Raw genomic sequence first — 604 nt, forward strand, 5'->3', positions numbered from 1 at the left:
CGAAGGGCTCGGATACCGTTCAAGTTTTGAGAGAAATGCTGGCGGGACCTATCTACATCACAGGCTCAGGGCCTCAGGTCGAATACGGGTTGCCCGCCAGCAGTGGCGGAAGGGTAGCAAATCCTTCCGCCGGAGAGACACAAGGTCGAATTAGCCTGAAAGGCGTAATCCGACACTGTACCTGTCAATTAAGCATAAAGGTGGAATATTCCAGTTCTGCCATTTTGCGACTGACCAGCCACAGGCCGAGCAGCACACACACCGCCAACGCCAGCAGGAAACCGAAGCCAAAGAACTGGGGCCCCAGGTACAGGCTGATGCCGGTAAAAATCACATTAAGCACAAAGAACAACGCGGTCAGCAGCACCAGCATGCGGCGCTGATCCAGATAACAGAACACGTTGATGATGGCCAGGAAGACAACCTGCAGGGCGGTGGCGATTAGCTGCACCTTGAGCAACGGCAGATACAGTTCCGAAATGCCCAAAGCGTTAAAGATCTGCGCGCCGGCCACCATGATCACCAGCGCCGAGATCGCCTGAATCTTGAGAATCTGGAAGATGCCCTGGCGAATGACAAACACCATCTGGTTGCGCATATCTTC

Annotated in this window: 1 protein-coding gene; it reads right to left on the reverse strand. The window is 54.3% G+C overall.

What is annotated here, in order from left to right; genetic code table 11:
- Positions 1–184 precede the first annotated feature (184 nt).
- Positions 185–604, reverse strand: a 420-nt coding sequence (gene pelG, locus A3730_RS11990) for an exopolysaccharide Pel transporter PelG (protein ID WP_156501176.1), incomplete at its 5' end; no start/stop codon positions are given.

It is taken from the genome of Alcanivorax sp. HI0044 (assembly GCF_001634945.1).